Annotated in this window: 20 protein-coding genes; 8 read left to right on the top strand and 12 right to left on the bottom strand. The window is 35.0% G+C overall.

Going from position 1 to position 17,997, the window contains the following annotated elements; genetic code table 11:
* Positions 1 to 23: 23 nt before the first annotated feature.
* Positions 24 to 668, bottom strand: a complete 645-nt coding sequence (locus ACFOY7_RS16750; RefSeq protein ID WP_390253632.1) for a YkyA family protein — start codon at positions 666 to 668, stop codon at positions 24 to 26.
* A gap of 192 nt (positions 669 to 860) precedes the next feature.
* Here ACFOY7_RS16750 and def point away from each other — a divergent pair, with 192 nt between their 5' ends.
* Positions 861 to 1,415: a peptide deformylase gene (def, locus tag ACFOY7_RS16755; RefSeq protein ID WP_390253634.1), complete on the top strand. Its 555-nt coding sequence runs from the start codon at positions 861 to 863 to the stop codon at positions 1,413 to 1,415.
* 57 nt (positions 1,416 to 1,472) lie between these two features.
* On the opposite strand, the gene ACFOY7_RS16760 is transcribed toward def, so the two are convergent.
* Entirely contained in the window at positions 1,473 to 2,246 is a 774-nt protein-coding gene (locus ACFOY7_RS16760) for a Cof-type HAD-IIB family hydrolase (protein WP_390253636.1), read from the bottom strand.
* Positions 2,247 to 2,703: 457 nt separating this feature from the next.
* Between ACFOY7_RS16760 and ACFOY7_RS16765 the strand changes: the two genes are divergently transcribed.
* Positions 2,704 to 2,913 (top strand): DNA-dependent RNA polymerase subunit epsilon, encoded by a 210-nt coding sequence (locus tag ACFOY7_RS16765; RefSeq protein WP_390253638.1) that lies wholly within the window; start codon positions 2,704 to 2,706, stop codon positions 2,911 to 2,913.
* Positions 2,914 to 2,915: 2 nt separating this feature from the next.
* Positions 2,916 to 4,583: a ribonuclease J1 gene (gene rnjA, locus ACFOY7_RS16770; protein ID WP_390253640.1), complete on the top strand. Its 1,668-nt coding sequence runs from the start codon at positions 2,916 to 2,918 to the stop codon at positions 4,581 to 4,583.
* 29 nt (positions 4,584 to 4,612) lie between these two features.
* Here rnjA and ACFOY7_RS16775 read toward each other — a convergent pair whose 3' ends face one another.
* The 5 genes from ACFOY7_RS16775 to ACFOY7_RS16795 all read right to left on the bottom strand — a co-directional run bounded on the left by ACFOY7_RS16775 (position 4,613) and on the right by ACFOY7_RS16795 (position 10,388).
* Complete coding sequence (locus ACFOY7_RS16775; protein ID WP_390253642.1) at positions 4,613 to 5,284, bottom strand: potassium channel family protein; 672 nt, start codon at positions 5,282 to 5,284, stop codon at positions 4,613 to 4,615.
* Positions 5,285 to 5,378: 94 nt separating this feature from the next.
* On the bottom strand, positions 5,379 to 7,217 hold the full coding sequence (locus ACFOY7_RS16780) for an ABC transporter ATP-binding protein (RefSeq protein WP_390253644.1): 1,839 nt from the start codon (positions 7,215 to 7,217) through the stop codon (positions 5,379 to 5,381).
* A gap of 19 nt (positions 7,218 to 7,236) precedes the next feature.
* A complete protein-coding gene (locus ACFOY7_RS16785) occupies positions 7,237 to 8,985 on the bottom strand; it encodes an ABC transporter ATP-binding protein (protein WP_390253646.1) in 1,749 nt (582 codons plus the stop codon).
* A 323-nt stretch (positions 8,986 to 9,308) separates the two neighbouring features.
* Positions 9,309 to 9,758 carry a TlpA family protein disulfide reductase gene (locus ACFOY7_RS16790; protein ID WP_390253648.1) on the bottom strand — a complete coding sequence of 150 codons (450 nt, stop codon included), beginning with the start codon at positions 9,756 to 9,758 and terminating at the stop codon, positions 9,309 to 9,311.
* An 87-nt stretch (positions 9,759 to 9,845) separates the two neighbouring features.
* The gene (locus tag ACFOY7_RS16795) at positions 9,846 to 10,388 is read right to left on the bottom strand and encodes a peroxiredoxin (protein WP_390253650.1); all 543 of its coding nucleotides are present in this window, start codon (positions 10,386 to 10,388) and stop codon (positions 9,846 to 9,848) included.
* A 198-nt stretch (positions 10,389 to 10,586) separates the two neighbouring features.
* On the opposite strand from ACFOY7_RS16795, the gene ACFOY7_RS16800 reads away from it, so the two are divergent.
* Positions 10,587 to 11,408: a mechanosensitive ion channel family protein gene (locus ACFOY7_RS16800; RefSeq protein WP_390253652.1), complete on the top strand. Its 822-nt coding sequence runs from the start codon at positions 10,587 to 10,589 to the stop codon at positions 11,406 to 11,408.
* A gap of 74 nt (positions 11,409 to 11,482) precedes the next feature.
* On the opposite strand, the gene ACFOY7_RS16805 is transcribed toward ACFOY7_RS16800, so the two are convergent.
* The 3 genes from ACFOY7_RS16805 to cbpB all read right to left on the bottom strand — a co-directional run bounded on the left by ACFOY7_RS16805 (position 11,483) and on the right by cbpB (position 13,919).
* Positions 11,483 to 12,601, bottom strand: coding sequence for an N-acetyldiaminopimelate deacetylase (locus tag ACFOY7_RS16805; RefSeq protein WP_390253655.1), 1,119 nt, complete (start codon positions 12,599 to 12,601; stop codon positions 11,483 to 11,485).
* Between the two features lie 87 nt (positions 12,602 to 12,688).
* Positions 12,689 to 13,408, bottom strand: coding sequence for a 2,3,4,5-tetrahydropyridine-2,6-dicarboxylate N-acetyltransferase (gene dapD, locus ACFOY7_RS16810; RefSeq protein ID WP_390253657.1), 720 nt, complete (start codon positions 13,406 to 13,408; stop codon positions 12,689 to 12,691).
* A 67-nt stretch (positions 13,409 to 13,475) separates the two neighbouring features.
* On the bottom strand, positions 13,476 to 13,919 hold the full coding sequence (gene cbpB, locus ACFOY7_RS16815) for a cyclic-di-AMP-binding protein CbpB (protein ID WP_390253659.1): 444 nt from the start codon (positions 13,917 to 13,919) through the stop codon (positions 13,476 to 13,478).
* A 160-nt stretch (positions 13,920 to 14,079) separates the two neighbouring features.
* Here cbpB and ACFOY7_RS16820 point away from each other — a divergent pair, with 160 nt between their 5' ends.
* The 3 genes from ACFOY7_RS16820 to ACFOY7_RS16830 all read left to right on the top strand — a co-directional run bounded on the left by ACFOY7_RS16820 (position 14,080) and on the right by ACFOY7_RS16830 (position 16,098).
* Entirely contained in the window at positions 14,080 to 14,931 is an 852-nt protein-coding gene (locus ACFOY7_RS16820) for a metallophosphoesterase (protein WP_390253661.1), read from the top strand.
* Positions 14,932 to 14,938: 7 nt separating this feature from the next.
* Positions 14,939 to 15,562, top strand: a complete 624-nt coding sequence (locus ACFOY7_RS16825) for an SCO family protein (protein ID WP_390253663.1) — start codon at positions 14,939 to 14,941, stop codon at positions 15,560 to 15,562.
* Positions 15,563 to 15,636: 74 nt separating this feature from the next.
* Positions 15,637 to 16,098, top strand: coding sequence for a YkyB family protein (locus ACFOY7_RS16830; RefSeq protein ID WP_390253665.1), 462 nt, complete (start codon positions 15,637 to 15,639; stop codon positions 16,096 to 16,098).
* A 13-nt stretch (positions 16,099 to 16,111) separates the two neighbouring features.
* Here ACFOY7_RS16830 and ACFOY7_RS16835 read toward each other — a convergent pair whose 3' ends face one another.
* The gene (locus tag ACFOY7_RS16835; RefSeq protein WP_390253667.1) at positions 16,112 to 16,438 is read right to left on the bottom strand and encodes a hypothetical protein; all 327 of its coding nucleotides are present in this window, start codon (positions 16,436 to 16,438) and stop codon (positions 16,112 to 16,114) included.
* A gap of 121 nt (positions 16,439 to 16,559) precedes the next feature.
* Between ACFOY7_RS16835 and ACFOY7_RS16840 the strand changes: the two genes are divergently transcribed.
* A complete protein-coding gene (locus ACFOY7_RS16840) occupies positions 16,560 to 17,720 on the top strand; it encodes an aminotransferase A (protein ID WP_390253669.1) in 1,161 nt (386 codons plus the stop codon).
* Positions 17,721 to 17,779: 59 nt separating this feature from the next.
* Here the strand turns inward: ACFOY7_RS16840 and ACFOY7_RS16845 are convergent, their stop codons facing one another.
* Entirely contained in the window at positions 17,780 to 17,971 is a 192-nt protein-coding gene (locus ACFOY7_RS16845; RefSeq protein WP_390253671.1) for a Spo0E family sporulation regulatory protein-aspartic acid phosphatase, read from the bottom strand.
* Between the last annotated feature and the right edge of the window lie 26 nt (positions 17,972 to 17,997).

The raw sequence follows: 17,997 nt of genomic DNA on the forward strand, positions 1-17,997 counted from the left end.
GAATAGCCTTCATTTGTTGATGGCTATTCTTCAAATTCCACATTCATTCCCGCTTCTTCATAAAATTGCTCTTTTAATTCATTATAAGAGTCGGTGTATTGATTAAATAGATCGTTATATTCAAGTACACTCTCATATGTTTCATTAACTACATTAATTTGTTCAAGTAATTCGTCTTCAGTCAGATCTTCCTTTGTAAATAACTCGTACAATTTCTGATCTTCACTCAATGAATTAAGATATGCTTCATTTAACTCATAGTAATTAGTGTATCTGTTTTGCATCGCTTCAATCATCTGTTCTGCAGTTGGCTTAACCTCTTCATCTAAATCTCCAACAACATCTTTCACTTTTAGAAATTCTTCTTCGGCACTGCTAATACTTTCCTTTTCTGTCGCCAATAAAGATTTCCGTTCCTCAATATTAGCCAGAGCTTTGTCTTTTAATTCTGTAATCTGATCCATTTGGTCTGCAGATAATTCAATCAGTTCATTATAAATTTTTTGTTCATCTTCTTCTAATTTCAGAAACGGATCTTGCTGATCAGCAAATGGTTGTTCCAATTCGACAGCTTTTTCTAAATGTTCATACATCTGATTCGCAGCTGATTCTCCACTACAACCCACTAAAACAAAAATTAAAAGAATTGCAAGTATAAACTTTTTCATCATTCGTTGACTCCTTTTAGTTAAAATAAAATTAATGACTTTTAGTATAACATATTTATGAGTTAAATCTTTGCTTGCTTTATATTCTTTTATGCTATTATGGTTATTACATAAAAAGTATATTTCTTTATATCTTTAATATAACTTTTTATAGGAATTAAAAATAGGATTTTGGCAAAAGAGGTGTTTAATATGATAACAATGAAAGATATCGTTAGAGAAGGAGATCCTGTTCTCCGTCAAGTAGCAGAAGAAGTGCAAATGCCACCAACAGATGAAGAGAAAGAAACACTTAATAAGATGCTTACCTTTCTAAAAAATAGTCAGGATGAGGAAATCGCAAAAAAATACGAGCTGCGAGCGGGTGTTGGGTTAGCAGCTCCTCAAATTGGTATACCAAAAAGAATGATCGCTGTACATTTTCAAGACTTCGATGAAAAAGAGTACAGCTATGCTCTGTTCAATCCAAAAATAGTGAGCCATTCTGTTGCGAAAACATACTTAACAGGCGGAGAAGGCTGTTTATCTGTAGACAGAGAAGTCGCCGGGTATGTACCTAGATATAATAAGATAACAATTAAAGCAACAGATGTAGAGAATAATGAAGTGAAATTAAAACTAAAAGGTTATGCAGCAATTGTCTTTCAGCACGAAATCGATCACTTGAATGGTGTAATGTTTTATGATCATATCAACAAGGAAGATCCATTTCTTATTCCTGAAAATACAACCGCATGTGATGCATAAGAAGTTAAACGCAAAGCTTTATTTTGCTTTGCGTTATTCTTTGAAGATATGTATTCATCAAATCAAGCCTACCCTCTTTAATCCGTTACTTAATCCATCATCTTCCACATCATCTGTTACAAAATAGGCTTTTCGCTTTAGCTCCGCAACAGAATTCCCCATCGCTATCCCATAACGGACTTTTTCTATCATTTCTAAATCATTTAGACCGTCACCGAAAGCATAAGTATCTTCCCAATCTATCCCCAGCTTCTTGATAAACTGCTCTATTCCATGCGCTTTAGATCCTATTTTCGGAAGTACATCACAAGAATACTCGTGCCATCTTACGAACCTCAATTGGTCAAAAGTCTCTTCATATACAGTTTGCTCATGCGCTTCATTGAACAGTAAAGCTTGAAAGATAGGTTCCTTTTTATAGAACTCTGCATCTGCCTCAGGATGTCCCCTTTTTAAACTATTCATTCCCATTTCAATATGTCTATTATTAGTAACAGTTGCTTTCATTTCATTGACAGATTGAAAAATCAATGGATGATTCGAATTAGAACTATATTCCAATAATTGCTCCATTTGTTCAGAATTATAATAATTTTGATGAATAACTTTACCTTGGTGAACAGCATATTGACCATTAAACCCAATAAATGAATCAATAGCTAATTCCGACAGAATATCCTGAAACATAAATGGCGCTCGCCCTGTTGCAATGGCAACAATAATTCCTTGATCTTTCAATTTGGCGACAGCCTCTTTGGTTGCTTGAGGTACTTTCTTTTCATTATTAAGAATTGTTCCATCAATATCTAAAAAAACGACTTTTTTCTTCACAATAATTCTCCTTCTATCTCTAATACATCATTAGATTTGTCCCTGTATATTATTATATCATTACAATCAAGCGAATAACTATTTTTTGATGGTGAAAAATAAATATAGATACAATCGATAAAGACATAAAACCGCTATTTACAGGGTTTTCAAAAAATCTTTTTAGAGATTTTAGCTTTTTTGTTTCAAAAAATGTGAAATCATACTATACTATATAGTAATAGGGATTGGATCGGTTCATTGAGTACTTACTTTTCTTTTCTAATGATTAGGAAGGAGTTGGAAGTAGCTATGTTAAAACGTTTGAAGGAAAAATTAAAAAAACGATGGCGAGATGTTATTAGAAGACGTGTACCAACTACAATACAACGTTCTAAATGAAACAGCAAAATATCTACAAATACCATAGGATTAAAAGAAAATTAAATTCAGTAATGTAATTAAAAGGAGAGATAACATGGTATACAAAGTTTTATATCAGGAAAACCCGCTGGAAATTCCAGTGCGTGAACATTCGAAAAGCTTATATATTCGAGCAAAATCTGAAAGAGAAGTTAGACAATTATTAAAAGAAAAAAATATCAATATTGAGTTTATCCAATTATTAGATGAAGCACATTTAGCATATGAACAGCAATCAGAATTTTTCCAAGTGGAGAATGACTAATTATGAAATTCGTTAAAAATGACCAAACAGCGGTATTTGCATTAGGCGGATTAGGAGAAATCGGGAAGAACACTTATGCTGTTCAGTTCCAAGATGAAATCATCCTTATTGATGCAGGTATTAAGTTTCCTGAAGATGAACTATTAGGGATTGATTATGTAATCCCTGATTACACTTATTTAGTTCAAAATCAGGATAAAATTAAGGGACTCTTCATTACACATGGTCATGAAGATCATATTGGTGGGATTCCATACTTATTAAGAGAAATAAATGTTCCTATATATGCTGGGAAATTAGCAATTGGCTTAATCAAGAATAAATTGGATGAACATGGCTTACTTCGAAAAGCTAAGCTGCACACATATCAAGAAGACGATATTTTTAAATTTAGAAAGAATGCTGTATCTTTCTTTAGAACAACCCACAGCATCCCTGATTCCTATGGTATTGTAGTAAAAACACCTCCAGGTAATGTAGTGCATACCGGAGACTTTAAATTCGATTTTACTCCTGTTGGAGAACCCGCAAATCTAACCAGAATGGCGGAAATCGGTAAAGAAGGCGTTTTATGTCTCCTTTCCGATAGTACGAATAGCGAAGTCCCTGGTTTCACACTGTCTGAACGTGTAGTTGGTGATAGTATTAACGACATCTTCTCTAGAGTTGACGGAAGACTGATTTTTGCAACCTTTGCATCAAACATCCATCGTTTACAACAAGTAGTGGAAGCTGCTGTCAAACATAACCGTAAAATTGCCGTTTTTGGTAGAAGTATGGAAGGTTCCATTAAAATTGGACAAGATTTAGGCTATATTCGTGCACCGAAAAATACTTTTATAGAAGCAAGTCAGATCAATCAATTGCCAGCAAATGAAGTGACAATTCTTTGTACAGGTTCTCAAGGCGAACCAATGGCAGCATTATCTCGGATTGCTAACGGTACTCATCGTCAGATACAGATTATACCTGGTGACACTGTTGTGTTTTCTTCTTCACCAATCCCTGGAAACACACTTAGTGTTAGTAAGATTATAAACCAACTGTATCGAGCCGGGGCAGATGTAATCCATGGCCCACTAAACGATATTCATACATCTGGTCATGGCGGCCAACAGGAACAGAAATTAATGTTACGTCTCATTCAACCTAAATTCTTCTTGCCTATCCATGGAGAATACAGAATGTTAAAAGAACATACCAAGCTTGCTGAAAGTTGCGGTATTCCTCCTAAGAATAATTTTATTATGGACAATGGAGAAGTTCTTGCATTAAGTAAAGACCAAGCAGGTATAGCCGGAAAAATCCCTTCAGGTTCTGTTTATGTGGATGGCAGCGGTATTGGAGATATTGGTAATATCGTTTTAAGAGATCGTCGTATACTATCAGAAGAAGGATTAGTAATTGTAGTAGTTAGTATAAATATGAAGGAATTCAAAATTGCTTCAGGACCTGATATTATATCAAGAGGCTTTGTTTATATGCGTGAATCAGAAGACTTAATTAATGATGCACAAAAAATTGTTGCAAAACATTTAGACAAAGTGATGGAACGACGCACAACACAATGGTCCGAAATTAAAAATGAAATTACGGATACCATTGCACCATACTTGTACGAAAAAACAAAACGTCGCCCAATGATTTTACCAATTATTATGGAAGTATAAGAAAAACCCTGACTTATGTCAGGGTTTTTCTAATCTTCCAATACCAAATTCTTTTCAAAACGGGAAATATCCTTATCTGCTCCAATAACAATTAAAATGTCATCTTTTACCAATTGCTGATTTGCCATTGGAGAAACATTAATCCCCTTCTCGTTAGCTTCTTTAATTGCAACAACGTTACAGCCAAATTGTGCTCTAATGTCTAATTCAAGCAATGTTTTCCCATGCATTTTCTTACCAGCTTTTACCTCCACAATACTATGGTCATCAGACAATTCAAGATGGTCTAATATATTCGTTGAAATAATACTATGCGCAATTCTCCGCCCCATATCCCTTTCCGGGTGAACAACATTGTCTGCTCCAATCTTATTTAACACTTTTTCATGATAATCATTCTGCGCTTTTACGGTTATTTTATTTATTCCTAGTTCTTTCAGCATTAATGTTGTTAAAATACTTGCTTGAATATTATCACCAATCGCAACAATTACATGATCAATATTCCTTATCCCAAGTTCCTTCAGAACATTTTCATCTGTTGTGTCGGCAATTACGGCATGTGCTGCAATACTTTTGAATTCATTTACTTTGTCTTCATGAATATCAATAGCTAGCACATCCATCCCTTCTGCACTCAATTCCCGGCAGATGCTTCCACCAAACCGCCCTAAACCTATTACTGCAAATTCACGTTTCATCATTCTTCCTCCAAAAAGATCGTATAAATAAGTATAATATTAGTTTAACACATTAAGGAGCCGTTTGGAGATTGAGTTATTAATTTCACTTAGTTTATAATGCATCTAACATATCAAACTGGGACTTAACCAACTCATAGTATTCCCCTTTTTTACTCATCAGCTCATCATGATTACCTTGTTCCAGTATCCGGCCATGTTCTAATACGATAATTTTATCGGCTTCTCTAATTGTTGATAAACGATGGGCAATCATAATTGCTGTTCTTCCTTCTAGTAATTTCTTTAGTGCTTTCTGTATTTTTACCTCTGTTTCCGTATCAATACTTGCTGTTGCTTCGTCTAAGATAAGTATTCTCGGGTCTGCTAACAGCGCTCGAGCGAAAGATAGTAACTGCCTCTCCCCTGCTGATAATATATTCCCTCGCTCCTCTACTTCTGTTTCATACCCTTTAGACAGTCTTCTGATAAAGTCGTCTGCACCAACCATTCGTGCCGCTTCTTTCACTTCTTCGTCTGTTGCTTCCGGGCGGCCAAATCGAATATTCTCCATGATTGTCCCCGAAAAAATAAATGTATCCTGAAGAACAACTGAAATATTATTACGCAAACTAGACAGTTTCATATCACGTAAATCATAACCGTCAATTTTTACTGCCCCTTTTGTAGGATCATAAAAACGACTGATTAAGTTGGCGATCGTAGACTTACCTGAACCTGTATGACCGACTAATGCTACGGTTTGGCCCTGTTTCATTTCTAGAGAGATCTCATGTAAAGCAATTCGGTCTTCATTATAAGAGAATTGTACTTTATCAAATTCTATATGTCCTCTCATGTTTTCAAACTCTTTTGCATCCCTTTTTTCTTTTACATTAGGTTGTTCATCTAAAAACTCGAAGATTCTTTCTGATGAGGCCATTGCAACCAACAATTGATTATAAATTTGCCCCAATCTTGATATAGGTTCCCAAAACATGCCGAGATAAAAAGCGAAAGAAACGAACGTTCCAATACCGATATCTCCTGAAATGATTAGATGGGCACCGAATGAGATTAAAATAACCGTACCTATTGCATTGCTCATTTCCACGAATGGACCAAAATAGGCACTCTTTTTCATTGCAACACGTTCCATCTCATAGTTATCTGTATTTACTCCATTAAAAAATTCTGTGTTTTCTTTCTCCTGGGAAAACGACTGTGTAATACGAATCCCTTGCATACTCTCATTTAAATGGGAATTTAATCTGGATTTCTGGATTCTCACATCTTGCCAGGAGCGACGTATATTTCGACGCAGCTTTGTTGAAATAAAAAACATAATAGGCAAGATAACTAATACTGCCAGTGCTAATGGTGGACTTAAGGCAAACAATATAATAATAATTCCGAATAACATTACTACATCCATAAGCAAGTTAATAATCCCGTTAGTAAATAATTCCTGCAGCGAGTTTACATCATTTAAAATCCTTACAAGAATTGAACCGGCAGACCTTTTATCAAAGAAATTGTGAGATAATCGTTGAACATGGGAAAATAATTTCCTTCTTAGGTCATATATCACTCTCTGACCTAATATATTCACCCATTTAATTCGAAACATGTTAGCGACATAGCTTAATAAGTAGAGTACCGATATTCCAATTATCAGATATGTTAGTAAATTTACATCACCTTGACCGATGGCTTGATCTATTGCAACATTACCGATTAATATTGGTACAACAAGTCTAACTATTGTCGAAATTAACATTGCAAATATCGCTGCAGGTAATAGACTTTTCACATATGGTTTCAAATATTCTAATAGCCTTAACATTTGCTTCCAATTAAAAGGTTTCTCTACAGCTTGGTCTAACGGGTAATAGAATCTTGTAAGGTGTGAACTGTCCTTTTTCATTTCTTTAGCAGAAATGGATTTAGCCATATTATTTCCCTCCCCTTTTCTAAATTGATTGCATTACTGCATCTTTGTCTTTGTACTGAATATCGTAAATTCTTCTATATGCACCATTCTGCTGGATTAATTGATTATGGGTTCCCCTTTCGACAATTGACCCTTCATTTAATACTATGATCTCATCAGCATGTTTCAATGAGGAGATACGATGCGCGATAATAAAGGTTGTTCTATCTTTCATCACTTCTTTTAATGCCTTTTGAATGAGAAATTCTGTTTCCATATCAACTGCCGAGGTTGCGTCATCCAGCACTAATATTTTGGGATCAATTAAGATCGCTCTCGCAATTGCAATTCTCTGTTTCTGTCCACCAGATAATCCCATGCCACGCTCCCCTAACATTGTGTCATATCCCTTCGGCATTTCCATAATAAAATCGTGTGCTTGGGCTCTTTTAGCTGCTGCAATAATTTCTTCCATCGATGCATCAGGATTTCCATAAGCAATATTCGCTTTAATTGTAGTAGAGAATAGAAATGATTCCTGCAATACAAACCCGATATGTTTCCTTAATCCTTTTAATTCATAAGCATTTGTTGGTATACCATCAACTAATACTTCCCCTTGATCGGGTTCATAAAATCTTGTAATAAGCTGAGTAATACTCGTTTTCCCTGCACCTGTCGGGCCAATTAGTCCCATCACTTTACCTGGTGGTGCATCAAATGAGATATTACGTAATGCAGCGTCATCATCAGCAATGTAAGTGAGAGACACATCACGGAAAGTAACATGCCCTTTAAATTGTTCCACTCCAATTGATTGATCATCTTCGACAATATCTTCTTTTGCCTCTAATATTTCTAACAGCCTTTCTCCTGAGGCCTTTGCCTGAGAAAATTGGTTGACGATAAATCCCAAATGCATTAATGGTCCAAGTATATAGGAAACTAAACTAAAAAAGGCAACTAACTCACCTATTGCCAACTGGTCATTAATAACCAAATAACCACCATAAACGAGCAGTGCTACCATACTCACATTCCCGATAAATTCCATCAAAGGGAAATACTTAGCCCAAATGTTAGATGTCTTAATATTAACCTCACGATAATTTATATTATTTGTTGAAAAACGATCAATTTCGAAGTCTTCCTTTGATAATGATTTTACCGTATTCATCCCACTTACATTTTCTTGAATTCTTGTATTCAGGCGACCAAGTGATTGGCGAATACTACGAAATGCTGGATGTACTTTCCGATCAAACCGATAAACTATAATAGCTAAAAAAGGCATTACTGCCATTGTTACAATAGCAAGTGGTACAGAGTAATAAAACATAACACTAAGGCTTATAACAATAAGTAAAACTACACGAATTAATTCTTTAAAACCAGCGGCCAGAAAGAATCGAAATCCTTCCACATCCATTGTTAAACGGGACATCAAATCACCAGTACGCGCATTATCATAGTAAGTAAATGATAATCTTTGCAATTTTTTATACAATTCATCACGCAGAACATATACTGACTTAACCCCAAATAAATCCCCTAAATATTGTTGTGAAAAGTTAGCTATCCCTTTTATAACCATTAGACCAATAAACGTTAAAGCTAAATAAGGGATTAATTGATACTCCCCTGGTGTAACTACATCATCAATTGTTATTTGTAATATAATGGGATAAACAACAGTGATTGCGGTTACAAACAAAACGGATAAAACAGACAAATAAAAGTACTTTTTAAAAGGCCAATAAAATTGCTTTAATTTTTGAAATGTTTCCAAACTTTGCACCCCCTAATTTACGTAAATATAAATATAACGGTTTACGAAATAAAATTCCACCTTTTCGACTTAATTTCTAAAATTATTATATAAATACTAATAAACAGATATGTCGGTAAATGAAAAATGATTATTCAAGAAGTGAGAACTCTATCTATTGGGTCACAGGATGGTAAGCCCTGAATATTATTATTACGACCAGTAAATTCTATTTCCAGCACACAAAGGAAGCGCTTACTATATAATCGTGGACATTTTTTAGCATATAGATTATTAAATTCCTTCAGATACAGAAAAAAATAATGTCCTTAAAAGGACATTATTTATTTTTCAGTTTTTCCTAATACTCTGTTAACACGTTTACGCAACATCTTCATTCCGCCGCCGCCAGCTTGGAAATGTCTTAAGTTCCCTTCACCATCGAACACATAGTATGCAGGTACATATTGGTTTTCAAAGGCATCTGTTAATGCGTGTTTATTATCAACAAAAATTGGTTGTGTAATATCATGTTCTGCTGCTACTTCCTTAATTTGATCAAGATCTAAATCTTTCTCAGATCGAGGCATATGAACAGCAACTACATTTAGTTCGTCTTTATATTCATCACGAAATTCATTTACATTTGGCATTGCTTCCTTACAAAGCCCGCAGCTTACTGACCAGAAATGAATAAGTGTTGGTTTATCTCCAATTAAATCACTTTTCTTAACTTCTCCATTTAACCATTCTGTTGCACCATCTAACTCAGGCATTGGAGCTCTTAATTTCATTTATATATCCTCCTATAAACTATGATAAATCACTTAAATGAGATACAGAATGAAGGTCTAACATGCATGTTAGACCTTCTCTAAACATTATAGAGTTTCTTGACCTGGTTTCCAGTTAGCAGGACATAAACCGCCAGTTTGTAATGCTTGAAGAACACGTAATGTTTCATCTACATCACGTCCGATGTTGTTGTGGTTAACTACTTGATACTGCAATTCACCTTCTGGGCTGATGATGAATAGACCACGAAGAGCGACACCCTCTTCTTCAATTAGAACACCGTATTCTTTTGCTACTTGGTGGTTTGTATCTGCTGCTAACGGATAGTTTAAATCACCTAAACCATTATCATCTCTCGATGTTTTAATCCATGCTAAGTGTGTATGTATCGTATCTGTTGATACACCGATTACCTCAGCATCTAGATCTTCGAATTCATCGTAACGATCTGATAATGCTGTGATTTCAGTTGGACAAACAAATGTAAAGTCCATTGGATAAAAGAATAATACTGTCCATTTATCATTTTTCATATTTTCTTCCAAAGATACTTTTCCAAATTCTTTGTTCGCTAATACTGCTTCCATTTCAAAACGTGGTGCTTGTTTTCCTACCATACGTTCAGCCATAATAAATTATCCCTCCGTACAAAATCTTTTTATTTACAACAAAATTATAAAAGATAGAAAACAAAACGTCAACAAATCTACTCAACATCTGCATATACATCAAATCAAGCCTTTATTTTCAAGAATTATGTAGATTATTTGCTTGTATATTATCTTTTCCATTATGATTATGAATAACAATAAAAGAGGAGGACAAGTATGTTTCGTTTTGATTGGGATTATATACTGACACAAACTGTGCAAGTAGGTGGGAAGCTAGTTATTCTAATAATAGCTTTCCTTATTATTTCACCAATTGCAAAGAGGGCCATTAGTAGACTGATAAATAAATCAACTTCTAACAAAAATGTCTCCCAAGCACGTGCGATAACATTGGAGAAATTATTGATCAACATACTTTCTTATACATTAATTTTTGTATTTATTGTAATGTTCTTTGGAATTATTGATATAAATATCGGTCCGCTTTTAGCCAGTGCTGGGGTAATTGGTCTAGCGGTAGCTTTCGGTGCGCAAGGTTTGGTTAGTGATATTGTCACAGGGTTTTTCATCTTGTTAGAGAAGCAGATTGATGTCGGTGATTATGTGACAGTTGCCGGGTATGATGGGATAGTTGAGGAAATTGGCTTACGAACAACACAAATCCGCGGTTTTGATGGCACCTTACACTTTGTTCCTAACCGTGAAATTTCGGGTGTCAGCAACCATTCTCGCGGCAATATGCGTGCACTTGTTGATATTGGTATTAGCTACGAAGACAACATCGACCAAGCGATCGGCGTATTAAAAGAAATTTGTAACGAATTTGAGAACGACGAACGCTTTGTAGAAGGCCCGGATGTGCTTGGTGTACAATCATTTGGATCAAGTGAAGTTGTACTGCGCGTTATTGGAAAAACCGAAAACATGGCACAATGGGGTGCCGAGAGAGATATTAGGAAACGCATTAAAGAAGCATTTGATGCTCATAATATTGACATTCCATACCCGCATCAAGTTAATATAACGAAAGAAAGCTAAAATGAAAAACCGGGGTCTATGGAGACCCCGGAAAGTTAGACTTTTATTCGAAGTAAAGATACTGCTCCAATTTTTCAATTCATTCTTCTGATTGTTTTAGTAACTGCCTCTACCCCGACCGCAATAGCGTCCTCATTGGGATTTAGATGACTGTTATGCAATCCATACTCAGAATCAACTCCTAACCAAAACATAAAGCCAGGAATATCTTTTAAGAAATACCCAAAATCTTCACCAGTCATTGCCGCATTGGCTTCGAGATAGTTAACCCCGATTGAATCCATTATTTTTCTAAACTTATCGACACAATGACCATCATTGTATACCTGATAATACATAGAACCATAATCTACAGTAATATTACAATCATAAGTATATTGAAAACCTTTAATATATCTTTCGAGTTCTGCTTTAATAATAGACATTGTTTCAGGTCGAAGTGTCCGAATTGTCCCCTCCAACCTTGCTTTTTCTGCAATGATGTTTTGTACAGTCCCTGCTGTCATCTTTCCGATTGTAATGACACCACTGTCTAATGGATCCACTTTTCTTGAAATAATTTGCTGTAACTGTGTAACAAAACTGCTAGCAGTAACAATCATATCCTTCGTTAAATGAGGATAGGCTGCATGCCCGCCTTTACCTATGAAATCAATAAATAATTCACTAGTGTTAGCAAATAAAATCCCTTCTCGACTTGATACAGTCCCAACCGGTAACTCTGGCGCAATATGTAATGCGAAGATCATATCTAAATTCCATTGCTTAAAGGTCTCTGACCGGAGAATCGGTTCAGCGCCTCCAGGTCCTTCTTCCGCTGGTTGGAAAATAAATAAAACATTATCATCTATCGGTTTAGAAGCGATATCGCTTAATGCTCCTAATGCAATTGTCATATGGAAATCATGGCCGCAAGCATGCATGTATTCCTTATGAACAGATGCAAAAGGTAAACCTGTTTCTTCCACGATTGGCAACCCATCTATGTCAGTACGATATCCGATCGTTCGCTTCGGATTTACCCCCTCCACAAAAACAAACAAACCCGTTTTCCATTTTGTCACATGGACATTAGTGTGATTTAATTGCTCGATTGTCTTAATTAAGTATTCTTGTGTCTTGTGTTCTTTAAACCCTGTTTCTGGTATTTTGTGCAAATCTCTTCTAATTTTAATTAATTGTTCTTTATTCATTGTAGAACTCCCTTTCGAGTACGATGCCATTTTATATGAAAAACAAGACAGGAATTGAACATCCTGCCTTGCTAATTTACAACTTTATTAATCATCCAGTCTTCTTAAAGCTTCAATAATTTCTGTTTTGGATTTCGTTTGGTCATCAATTTCTTTAATTACTTTTGCCGGCATACCTGCAACTACAGTGTTAGGTGGTACATCTTTTGTTACAATCGCACCTGCCGCAACAACAGCTCCCTCTCCAACTCGTACTCCTTCTAAGACAACGGCATTCGCACCAATAACTACGCCATCCTCTATAACAACTGGTTGTGCGGATGGTGGTTCAATAACACCTGCTAATACCGCACCAGCACCAACGTGGCAGTTTTTACCAACTGTCGCTCTTCCACCTAGAGAGGCATTCATATCTATCATGGTTCCTTCACCAATTACCGAACCGATGTTAATCATTGCACCAAACATAATAACAGCACCGTCACCGATTTCTACTTGCTCACGAATGATAGCACCTGGCTCAATTCGCGCATTGATGTTTTTCATATCTAATAATGGAATGGCTGAATTTCTGCGATCATTCTCAATCACATAGTCTTCGATTTGTTCTTTGTATGTATTTAATAGTTCATTAACTTCTTTCCATTCACCAAAAATAACGCCTGTTGTATCATTTAAGAAAGTTTGTACAGAACCAGTTGCTTCTACTTTTGAAAGGTTGTTCCCTTTCACATAAACTTTCACTGGTGTAGATTTCTTACTGTTTGAAATAAACGAAATAATTTCGTTTGCATCCATCATTTTCATTACACTTTTCCTCCAAATAAATTATATTTATTCTAATGTACTAAAAAAAATGTTATAGTACAAGTATTTATGATTGATCAATATATAATGATTTATTCACTTCTTTCAGGATGGCCCTTCTAGTCAATATACCAACAAAGAAATTCTCTTCATCGACAACACATGCAAACGCATGATCAATAACCACTTTAATAGCAGTTAAAAAATCGGTTTCTGGTTGTATTGTTGGTTGATCCTTGTGCATCACAGCTTCAACTTTTAACTCGGACAACCTTTCCATTTCAAATCGTTCTATCCCCATAACACTCTTTAAGATTGGTGTTTTGGCAATCGTTCCTTTATATTTAAAATCTAAATCTAATACAGGTACAGATGAATAGCCTGATTCCACTAACACCAGTAATGCATGCTCTAATGGATTGCCAATTTGAACATGTGCTACTTTGTCTGCTTGTATCATTATATCGCTTACTTTTAAACCTTCTAATCTCTGTTTTAATAGGCTGGACATGTTGACACTCCTTTTTATTTTGTTGAAGGAGTAAACCTCTCATCCTTCCTATTTTAACATAATTTCAAACATTTTGTGTATTTCGTTTCTCTAGGAAGCCGATTTTCATAACTCATGCTATAATAGAACTCAATATTTATGTGGAAAGGTATATTAGATTATGAATCGTCGTACATTTTTAAAGCGAATGCTTGGAGGTATCGTCTCTGTATTGGGTATTGGTGGCGGAACTTATTATTATGCCAAAGAAGTTGAGCCAAAAATGCTTGATATCCATCACGTTACCATTCAGTCACCCAAAATCCCTGAAAGTTTTGAATCTTATAAAATTTTACAATTTTCTGATACCCATCTTGGCTTCCATTATACCATCGACCAGTTACGGGAATTAGTAATGGAAATAAATGCATTGAATCCTGATGTAATTACATTTACGGGTGATTTAGTTGATCATCCTCAGGAATTTAATTGGAATAATGAGATTATAACAGCACTAGCAGACATGAACGCACCTGATGGAAAGTATTGGATTTATGGTAACCACGATCATGGAGGATACGGAACAGATATTGTTAAACAAGTATTTGACAAAGCTGATTTTAAATTGTTGAAAAATAGCCATAGACTTTTAGAAAAGAATGGTGATAAGATCATGCTAGCAGGACTTGATGACATTATGCTTGGCCAACCAGATATTGCCACAGCACTTCAAACTTCTGAAAATATTAATTACACTATATTATTAGTACATGAGCCTGATTTTGCTGATACAGTAATAGATTTCGATGTAGATGTACAAATCTCCGGACATAGTCATGGAGGACAAGTCCAAGTTCCTTTTTTAGGCTATATATATACACCTTACTTAGCTGAGAAGTATGTTGAGGGAAATTACCAAATAGGGAGTAAACCACTTCAGCTTTATGTAAGCAGAGGAATTGGCACAACTCGATTACCATACCGTTTTTTTTGCAAACCGGAAATTACAATTTATGAATTGAAGAAAGGTTGAGATTTGAGTGAAAGCAAAATTCTTTTTATCAATACTAATCCTATTCTTGCTAACAGCATGTGGAACGGGGGCTGAAGGAAATAACGCCTCAGACAGCAGTAATTCCAATGAAAGTTCTCACTCAAAGTACAAGGGAGACTTTGAATTTAAAGTGCAAAACTTTACTTACACAAACCAAAACGGTGAAGAATTCTCAAAAGAAAAGTTAGACGGGAAGTTTTGGGTGGCAAACATGGTCTTTACTAATTGTACTACGGTTTGCCCTGCAATGACTTCCAATATGGCTCGTTTACAACAACAATTAAATGAGGCTGATATAGATGCTGAACTTGTTTCCTTCTCAGTAGACCCTGTCAATGATACACCTGAAATGTTGAAGCAATACGCTGAAGACAGAGGAGCAACTTTTGAAAACTGGAATCTGTTAACTGGTTATAGTGATGAAGATATTAAACAATTTGCATCAGAATCATTTAAAGCATTTGTGGAAAACCCTGATAACAGTGATCAAGTTGTTCACCAGACAAGCTTCTATTTAGTTACACCTGATGGGTATGCTGTAAACAAATATAATGGTTCGAAAGCAGCGAATATGGAACAAATAGTTGAAGATATTAAAGCAATGAACTAAAGTAAATGTAGAAGCTAAGTTCAACTTATGCTTCTGCTTTTTTTACTTTATGCAATGATTTTGAGGTGATAATGATGACAGAGAAAATACAATTAATCGGACAAGCATTATTTATTGTCAACAGACATGCCAAAACTGCTCTAGACCCATCCTATCTATACAAGCTTAAAAAAGCTGCAATGGAAAAATTACTGAACGAGAAAAAAGCAAAGAAGGTCGGACTGCATTTCTCGAACAACCCTAAACAAAGCAGGCAACATTCTGTAATGTTAGTAAAAGTAGGTGATTACTACTTTCATATGCCACCAACTAAAGAAGATATGAAAGAGTTAGAACATTTAGGGAAGCTTGATAGTAATTATCGTAATCCTAGACCTGATTTGTCTCTTAGTAAAGCAAAAAATATATTGAGTGAGTATTTAAATTGGTCGAAACAAGCAGGAAAACAAAATAATAAGAATCATTTCTCTCCCTCCACCTCTTCTTACTTAAGTTCCACGTCCATTTCTCCTTTTTTTCACAGAAGGAAAAAATGAAGGCTAAATCCTTTCAGTTTTTAGCCCTCATTTTGAAAATAGTAACTAATCGCTTTATACATACACAAAGGGAGAAAATAATAATAGTATTTAGATAATATTTATTATGAGTGTCAGGCACTAAATGATTCATTAACCAAATTCCTAAAATACTGACAAACAAAAATGTTAAAAAACTACCCCACTCTAACGCAATTACAAGACGAATAAACGGGTATAATAAATAATACCCGATTAGTAGTAAACCAACAGTAAAAATGATCATAATCATTTCTTGCTGCATTGTTATCATTAACAAATCCATTACTCTTACAATCTCACTCCATGTTTCATTCCACAAAGCTATTCCTTCTTTCTCTAGCGGTTATTTTTATGATAGAATATGGCAAGTACTATATAAAAATTATTGCCACAAATACTGGCTTTTATAATTGTTTGTATCGTTTTGGAGGGAAAATATTATGGAACATCTATTAAATGATGAAGTAAGAGCAATCGAAATATCGGGAATCAGAAAGTTTTTTAATTTAGTTCAGGGACAAGAAGATGTTTTATCTTTAACAATAGGACAACCTGATTTTTATACACCTGACCATGTCAAAGAAAGTGCCAAAAACGCTATTGATGGAAACTTTACGACTTATACACACAATGCAGGTCTTTTGTCATTAAGAGAGGCTATTGGAGATTTTGTTAGAAAGAAATATCAGCTTTATTACCAACCTGATGATGAAATAATCGTAACAGTGGGTGCATCTCAAGCAATTGATATTTCTCTACGGACAATTTTAAAAGACGGGGATGAAGTGATTCTGCCAGGACCCGTATATCCAGGTTATGAACCGTTAATTAAACTGGCTGGTGCAAAGCCAATCTATATCGATACTAGAAGAAGCGGGTTTAAAATTACTGCTGATTTAATTAAGCCTTACATAACAACAAAGACAAAAGCCATTTTGATCCCATATCCTTCTAACCCAACTGGTGTAACTTTAAACAAAGAAGAATTAAGTGAAATTACAAACTTAATCGAAAATAATGAAATATTTCTAATAGCAGATGAAATCTACAGTGAATTAGTTTATGATCAGGAACATTTCTCTATCGGCCGTTTTACTAATATACGTGATCAGCTAATTATCATTAATGGTTTATCCAAGTCCCACTCCATGACTGGTTTTAGAATCGGTTATATTCTAGCTCCATCCTGGTTAGCGAAGCATCTTCTGAAAGTACATCAATATAATGTATCATGTGCCAGCTCTATTAGCCAGTATGCAGCATTAGAAGCAATAAAGAATGGTGAAAGTGATCCGGAAGAAATGAAGCAGGCGTATAAAGAAAGAAGAGATTATATTATCAAACGATTTAAAGATATGGATTTACATACATATGTACCGGATGGAGGATTTTATTACTTCATTGATGTCTCTCACATGGATCGTTCTTCCTTTGATATTGCAATTGATATTGTACAAAAAGCAAAAGTAGCATTAGTCCCTGGCAGTGCATTTTCCCAATTTGGTGAAGGATACTTACGATTATCATATGCCTATGATTTAGCGAAGTTAGAACAAGGTATCGACAGATTAGAAAAATATTTCAAAGAAAACGGTCAATAAGAGATATCAGTATAATTGTACCCTTTTTGGATAACTAAAAAAGCTGAGCATAATTTGAATTAGCACAATTCATCTTGCTCAGCTTTTGTATTTTTCCTATAGTATTCATAGTCATTTAACAACCGATCTAATTCTTGGCTGATATAAAGTGATTCTTTGCTTGTAATACCTTTTGAAAGAGCAACATCGGTCATCTCTTGACGCAGCTTCTCAATTTTATTAATTAGTTCTATTGGATATCTTGCCATCATACCGTGTTACCCCCTTAATTTTAAAC

The organism is Gracilibacillus xinjiangensis (assembly GCF_042651765.1).
Classification (GTDB): Bacteria; Bacillota; Bacilli; order Bacillales; family Amphibacillaceae; genus Gracilibacillus; species Gracilibacillus xinjiangensis.